Here is a 6,799-nt window from a genome sequence, read left to right as displayed (position 1 = left end):
CATTTTGCGTAACAATATTAACATATTCGATTTCTCCTAAAGTGTATAATGTTTGTTCAATACTTTTAGGATTTTTATAAGTTAGATCATAAGCACTTTTACTTAATTCAAAAATTAATTCGATCGTCTTTGATGTAGTGTTTTTTACTCGTAACAGTGCTTTTTGGTTAAAATATTCAAAAACAATCCGTTCAATTTCATTTTCTTTCGTTAAAGAACCTTTAATAATTAATAAAATCCGATTTTCATTACGAACCCGACCTAAAAATAATAAAACAATAAATACCATTGCAGTCCCCACACTAGCAACCAGGTAATCACCAACACCGCAACAAATTCCGACAATTATCGCCCAAAAAATATAAGTAGTGTCGCGAGAGTCTTTTATCGCTGTTCTAAAACGAACGATTGATAAAGCCCCTACCATACCTAAAGATAAGGCGATGTTATTACCAATAACAGTCATTACTGTTGCTGTTAAAATCGTTAAAGTAACTAAAGATACATTAAACTTTTTACTATATGCAGTACCAACATGGGTATACCAGTATGATACATAAATTGCAAAAGAAATGATCGTTGCTCCCACAATGTGCAAAATAATTTCTTCAACGCTTAATGCTGTCCCCTGTTCCAAAATAGTTCTTAAAATATCTTTCATAATACCCTCCTATCTTAAAAAAGATAATGTTTTGATACACTTCTTCCTAAACAATATTTACTTACTGATGTTTCACTTCGATCAATGACGTTAATTACATCTTTGATATACGACAGTAAAAAACCATTGTATTTAACTTCTAAAACTACTAAATAAGGATCTAATACAGGATTTTGAAGCAAATCAGCGGAAAAAATATTAAAATCACTTTCATTAGCAACAATATGATGATCAAACGTAATTCTAATTTTATTTTCCTTAGCAACAAAAGCCTTACGCTGATAGCTAACAACACAAACCGGACGATAACAATGAATATTCATCATTGTATAACATTCCCTAGCAAAAGCTTCTGGATATTTTAATAAAACTCCATAATTGCCATTAATTAGCGCTAAAGCATCGTCCTGATTCATTTTAAGCGATCTTTTTTTCTGTAAAGCGCCTTGCTTTTGCTTCATTTCCAACATAGCAAAAGAACTATTAGCACCATAGTTGCGCAATCTAATCTTACGTCTAGTTTCAATTCCATCTTCTTTTTCTTGAAAATCACGATCATCTAAAGAATCAAAATATAATGAACGAATCTCATAACCATCATTTTGGCTGTGATCATCAAGCTTTAACACTTGTGCAAAATAATTACTGTAACGATAATATTGTTCAAGATTAAGTAAAAATTTCTTTTCTTGTCTTAATACCTCATTCATTTTCCAATAACTCCCTAATAGCATCATAGTCATGCAGGCTTAATTTTAATTTATCATCAGCTAACTTTTCTTTTAACTTGGTAAAATTATCATAAGCCCCAGTTAATCCAATATCATGGTAAGTGTTTTGTTCAGTAATTCCTTTACCATCATTGAATTCATAAATATTAATACATTGTTTATTATACTGTTTACATAATTTTACTTCATCTTGAATATGTTTAGCTTCGTCTTTACGATAATAATTCATGATTGCCAGTTGATCACAACACTCTTTAACTAATTTTTCTAATTGATCATGATACCCCTTATGATCATAATAATAAGGAATACATAAAATAACTTCTAAACTATTTTCTTTAGCATAGTTATATGCCGCCTGTCCATTTTCAACAAACTGATCCATCACTGCTAATGGATCCTGGTCATATTCATCTAATAAATACGGTTCCACATCAAAAACGACACCTTTAATCTGCTTATGGGTAATTTGTTGTAATCTTAATACCTGATCAACTTCATTTAACCATTTAGCTTGATTTTTTATTAATCCATATTCCTTTTCACCACACAAATAATATAGATCAATTTCATTTTCATCACATTTATCAACAAACTCTTTAATTTCTTGATCACTTAAACTGCTTGAAAAACACTGATAAACAGTATCTATATTTAACTCTTTCAAGGTTGTAAAAAAGGGCTTTGTATCCGCAACGATATTTTCTTGATGCCAGGAAAAAATACTAGCTTGCTGCTTACTTTCATCATTACAGCCACAAAGCAAAAACATGCTAACGAGTACTGCGATTATTACTTTCATTTAACGTTTAAGATCCAAATTCAAAAATTCTTCGGTCATATAATCAGCCGTATTTAAAACAATTTCACGTTGCAAGGCTGAACATCTTGATAACTTAACAGCCATTTGTTGTAAATTGTTTTGACACTCATTTGATAACTCAGCATAGATAATGTTATCAATTGATATATTTAACTCTTTTACAATAGCAATGATCAATTCAAATGATGCATTGATCTTACCACTTTCAATATTAGCGATATGTCTTCTTGAAATCCCGGTAATATCTGCTAACTCCTGTTGTGTTAAATTACGTGCTTTTCTTTCTTTGCGAATTGTATTTCCTAAAATTACACTCATTTTTTCTGCCATTTTTATATCCTCACTTCTTTTTTACTTTATCAATCACATTTGGATGAATCTTTTATCATTATAGAACATCTAATTAATTTGTGATATATTTTTGAAATAAAAATGTTATAAATTTGTTATTTTTAACCATTTTATTCCCAAAATATAACCAAAAATAAAAAAACATAATAAATATTTCCTTTATTATGTCATTCAATAAGTTTATAATTACTAGCTAAAACTAGTTCAGTTAGTCCATTTTTATGTTCAAAACTATTTATTAAACGCTTTAATAATTTTTGCAGTTCTCTAAACGAAACAACCTGGATCATCAATACATATTGTTGTTGATTAATTTGACTATAAACATCATTTTTACCTAATCTATTTTTTATTATTTCTTGCAATAAATTAGTCCCCTGTTTTATTTCTAATTTATCTAATTGATTTGATTTATCAATTAGTGTCAATAAAACTAAACCATAAATATCATCATTCTGTTTTATATTTCGATGATTATATTGATAAATACTTCTAAAAATATCATAATCAACATATTGTGGTTCGTCTAGTTGACTTTCATAATTTAATTTTCTTTCAAACTCGTCAATATCTAAAGGTAAGGTAGGTACTTCATTTAAGATCATCTGATGAATTTCTTTTAGACGTGCACTTACTTTTAAACAATATCTGCGATAGTATAAATCAACACACCAATGAAAAAAACTCATTGCTTCTTCTAATTTTCCACTTCGATAATATGCATAAAGCTGGAATTCATAAATTTTCATATCATTAAAATAAACCATGTTGTTATGTTTACAAAGATCAATTACTTCTTTAAACATATTATGATCACTTAATTTTTGTAAACAATGATTTAACGCTTCAATAATTATACTGTTTAACGAATTATTAAGTTCTACGATCCATTTACTATCAAACCCTGGCAAGATTCTTCCGGTATATAAATCAAGCAAATCTAAACAGCGTTGATATTGCCTAAATACATCAGTTTCTTTATTGATTTTATGGCAGATTTTAATGATCATTTCATAATCTACCTGGCACATTATTTCATTATTCCAAGAATAACTGTGCCCTTTAGATTTAATACAGTCTAATCCATCATCAAATAAAAACTTCATCTCTTTTCGAGCCCGATAAATCAAATTACGCAATGCTCCTTCAGGTTTATCAATATCACCATCAGGCCAAAGAAGTTCAATTAATTGCTGATTATCAAATGTAGAATTTCTGTTTAAAATAAGATATATCAACAATAACTCAACTTGCATACTTCGCATTTTCTCTCGAGGAAATTCACTTTTTTTATTAATAATGCCTAGTTTCCCAATCGTTTTAACTTTTATCATTCTTTTCTTGACCATTTTTAGCTCCTTAATTCATCATGTTTTCCCATTTATAACTATTATATAACCAATTTATAACCAAAACAATAAAATTTTTAATTCTCTAATTTTTTTGTGATAAAAATACAAAAAAAAGAAAGAGTCAGCTCTTTCTTAAACAACATTTTAAAAAGAATTACAAGATAATAAATATAAACTTTCAAAATCAAAATTATTTTTAATATATGATTCTATTTTTTTAATAAAATCATTAATCAGCTCTATATTATCAGTTGCTTTATATACTGCATAAATAGTTCTATAAGGGATGTCATCAAATATTTCATAATAATAAACATTATCTAAATTTTTTGCAAACGAATATGGTACAAAACACCATTTCGTATCTAGCAAATCAGCTAATAATGAAACATCTTCAAGAATTAATTGCGCGTTATTTATAGGAAAACACTTATTATGCCAAAAACGGAATTCCTTATTCCAAGGAATGTATATTTCTTGGAATCTATCTAGTCGATCAATATCTAATTCATCTTTAGAAACAATTACATATTTTTCACTAAATAGTGGTTTCATGATAAAATCAGCCGGCATAATATAATTATAATCTTGTTGTTCAATTAAGATAATATCATATAAACCTAGCTGCAAATCACGAAAACCATTTTCCGATAAAACATTATATAACGAAAGCGAAATACCCGATTTTAAAATATCTTTATAAATATCCAATAAGATACCATGACTTACACTATAAACTGAACCAATTGATAAATGTTTTTCAAAAGGCATTAAACCTATTTCACGTGATTCATTAAACAAAGATTCCCATTTTTTAGCAATTTTAATAAAAGCATTACCTTCTTTTGTCAATTCAAGTTTTTTTTGGCCACGGTTTCTAATAAATAATTGATACCCAAGTTCTGCTTCTAATAACTGAATCCTTCTAGTAAGGGTTGGCTGTGTTACATGTAAAAAATCAGCTGCTTTAGAAATATTATGATATTTTACAATCGTTAAAAATGATTCAATATCATTTATCGTCATGTTGCCACCTCCTGAAATATGCATATCATGTATATTTATTATACCGCATTTCAATTTTATCTTCCTTATCTTTTATGAGAAAATAAAAATGTCAGGAGGAACAAATAATGAAATATAACTTTGATGTAACATTAGATCATAAAAATAACGAATCTTATCGCTGGAATCAGGCAAAAAATTATGATGATTTTATTGGCATGGCAACTGCTGATCTAGATTATTGCTGCGCACCATGTATTAAAGAGGCTCTAACCAAAGTAGCCATGGAAAATACCTATAACTATCGTATGAAACCAAATTCCTATTATCAGGCTTTAATCAGTTATTTTAAAAGAAATTATAATTTAGAAATCAAAAAAGAATGGATCAGAGATTTACCTAGTACAATTGGAGCAATCCGTTTAGCATTAAATATATATACAAAAGCTGGTGATTATATCATTATGCATTCACCATATTTTGCCCCTATTAAAACAGCCATTGAAGGTGCTAACTGCAAATTAATTCTAAATTCAATGAAATTAATTGATGGAAGATATGAACTTGATTTAAATGATTTTGAACAAAAAATAAAAAAATATCGTCCTAAAATGTTTATTCTTGTCAATCCCCAAAATCCTACTGGGAGAGTTTTCACAAAAACAGAATTAACTCAATTGGTAGATATTTGTTATCGATATAACGTATTAATACTATCTGATGAAGTTCATTTTTTAATCACCTACGGTGACCATAAACATATTCCGATTTTAAATGTCAATGACAAAGCAAAAGAAATCAGTATTCAATTATTCAGTTTTTCAAAAGGATACAATTTAATGAGTTTAGCATTTGCAATGGTATTTATAGCTAATCAAAAGTTGCAAAACCAATGGGACCAAGAAATTATTCCCTATGACTTTCACTATGCTACTAATTCATTTACGATTGCTGCTATTTTAGCAATTGCCGCCGGAAGTGGGGAACAGTGGCTTGAAGAATGTAAATTATATTTACAAGAAAATTTAAAATTATTTGTATCAGAATGTAAGAAAAGAAATTTACCCATAACACCAATTATGCCAGAAGCTAGCTATATTTTATGGGTCGACTGTCGAAAATCCTCACTCAATTTAAATGAAATTAAAACAATATTTTTAGAAAAATGTCATATTGGTATAAATAACGGATTAGATCATGGTAAAGATGGTTATGGCTTTATTAGATTAAATTTTGGAGTAACTAGACAAGTTTTATTAGAAGCAATCAATAGAATAGATTATTTATTTAAAAATCAAGACAGTCATTGAACTGTCTTTTATTAACAAAAAAAGAAAGAGATTTACCTCTTTCTATAAACGACGTTCAATCACTTTAGGATTAACAGCATACATAATTGCCGTTTCTTTAGTAATTTTATTTTGTTTATATAATTCAATGATTGCTTCATCCATGGTAATCATTCCTAGCTGGCGGCTATTGGAAATAGTATTATCAATTTGATGAGTCTTCCCATCACGAATCAAGGTCCTAATTGCCTGATTACAAATCATAATTTCAAATGCTGGAATCATTTTACCATCAATACCCGGTAATAACTGCTGGCTGATTACTGCATTTAATACCATTGCCAGCTGCACACTAACTTGCTGCTGGGAAGCGGGTGGGAAAACATCGATCATCCGATCAATTGTATTAGCACTACCGACAGTATGTAAACTAGAGAAAATTAAGTGTCCCGTTTCTGCCGCTGTAATAGCGATATCAATTGTTTCTAAATCCCGCATTTCCCCAACTAAGATTACTTCAGGAGCTTCTCTTAAAGCCGCCCGTAAAGCGGAAACATAGTTTTCAGTATCATGAAAAACTTCACGTT

The 6,799-nt window shown here is 28.9% G+C and carries 8 protein-coding genes; 1 reads left to right on the top strand and 7 read right to left on the bottom strand.

Going from position 1 to position 6,799, the window contains the following annotated elements; translation table 11 throughout:
* From J7M77_RS16185 to J7M77_RS16160, 6 genes are all read right to left on the bottom strand, one after another.
* Positions 1 to 661, bottom strand: a 661-nt coding sequence (locus J7M77_RS16185) for a DUF4956 domain-containing protein (protein WP_296880434.1), incomplete at its 3' end; no start/stop codon positions are given.
* A 14-nt stretch (positions 662 to 675) separates the two neighbouring features.
* The gene (locus J7M77_RS16180; RefSeq protein ID WP_296880433.1) at positions 676 to 1,371 is read right to left on the bottom strand and encodes a polyphosphate polymerase domain-containing protein; all 696 of its coding nucleotides are present in this window, start codon (positions 1,369 to 1,371) and stop codon (positions 676 to 678) included.
* Positions 1,364 to 2,194, bottom strand: a complete 831-nt coding sequence (locus J7M77_RS16175; protein WP_296880431.1) for a hypothetical protein — start codon at positions 2,192 to 2,194, stop codon at positions 1,364 to 1,366. The genes J7M77_RS16180 and J7M77_RS16175 overlap by 8 nt, the downstream gene beginning before the upstream one ends.
* Positions 2,195 to 2,545 (bottom strand): helix-turn-helix transcriptional regulator, encoded by a 351-nt coding sequence (locus J7M77_RS16170; protein WP_296880429.1) that lies wholly within the window; start codon positions 2,543 to 2,545, stop codon positions 2,195 to 2,197. It lies immediately after the preceding gene.
* 188 nt (positions 2,546 to 2,733) lie between these two features.
* The gene (locus tag J7M77_RS16165; protein WP_296880427.1) at positions 2,734 to 3,915 is read right to left on the bottom strand and encodes a hypothetical protein; all 1,182 of its coding nucleotides are present in this window, start codon (positions 3,913 to 3,915) and stop codon (positions 2,734 to 2,736) included.
* Between the two features lie 147 nt (positions 3,916 to 4,062).
* Positions 4,063 to 4,944 (bottom strand): LysR family transcriptional regulator, encoded by an 882-nt coding sequence (locus J7M77_RS16160; RefSeq protein WP_296880425.1) that lies wholly within the window; start codon positions 4,942 to 4,944, stop codon positions 4,063 to 4,065.
* Positions 4,945 to 5,051: 107 nt separating this feature from the next.
* Between J7M77_RS16160 and J7M77_RS16155 the strand changes: the two genes are divergently transcribed.
* Positions 5,052 to 6,233, top strand: coding sequence for an aminotransferase class I/II-fold pyridoxal phosphate-dependent enzyme (locus J7M77_RS16155; protein WP_296880424.1), 1,182 nt, complete (start codon positions 5,052 to 5,054; stop codon positions 6,231 to 6,233).
* A gap of 42 nt (positions 6,234 to 6,275) precedes the next feature.
* Here J7M77_RS16155 and J7M77_RS16150 read toward each other — a convergent pair.
* Positions 6,276 to 6,799: type IV pilus twitching motility protein PilT (locus tag J7M77_RS16150; protein ID WP_296880423.1), on the bottom strand; the 524-nt coding region annotated here is incomplete at its 5' end.

It is taken from the genome of Thomasclavelia sp. (assembly GCF_017889095.1).
Classification (GTDB): domain Bacteria; phylum Bacillota_I; class Bacilli_A; order Erysipelotrichales; family Coprobacillaceae; genus Thomasclavelia.
This window is presented reverse-complemented; position numbering and strand designations above follow the sequence as displayed.

What these genes read in the sequence shown, in the direction of transcription:
- J7M77_RS16180 (WP_296880433.1), bottom strand. Translation starts at nt 1,371, where the DNA reads ATGAATGAGGTATTAAGACAAGAAAAGAAATTTTTACTTAATCTTGAA.
- J7M77_RS16175 (WP_296880431.1), bottom strand. Translation starts at nt 2,194, where the DNA reads ATGAAAGTAATAATCGCAGTACTCGTTAGCATGTTTTTGCTTTGTGGC.
- J7M77_RS16170 (WP_296880429.1), bottom strand. Translation starts at nt 2,545, where the DNA reads ATGGCAGAAAAAATGAGTGTAATTTTAGGAAATACAATTCGCAAAGAA.
- J7M77_RS16165 (WP_296880427.1), bottom strand. Translation starts at nt 3,915, where the DNA reads ATGGTCAAGAAAAGAATGATAAAAGTTAAAACGATTGGGAAACTAGGC.
- J7M77_RS16160 (WP_296880425.1), bottom strand. Translation starts at nt 4,944, where the DNA reads ATGACGATAAATGATATTGAATCATTTTTAACGATTGTAAAATATCAT.
- J7M77_RS16155 (WP_296880424.1), top strand. Translation starts at nt 5,052, where the DNA reads ATGAAATATAACTTTGATGTAACATTAGATCATAAAAATAACGAATCT.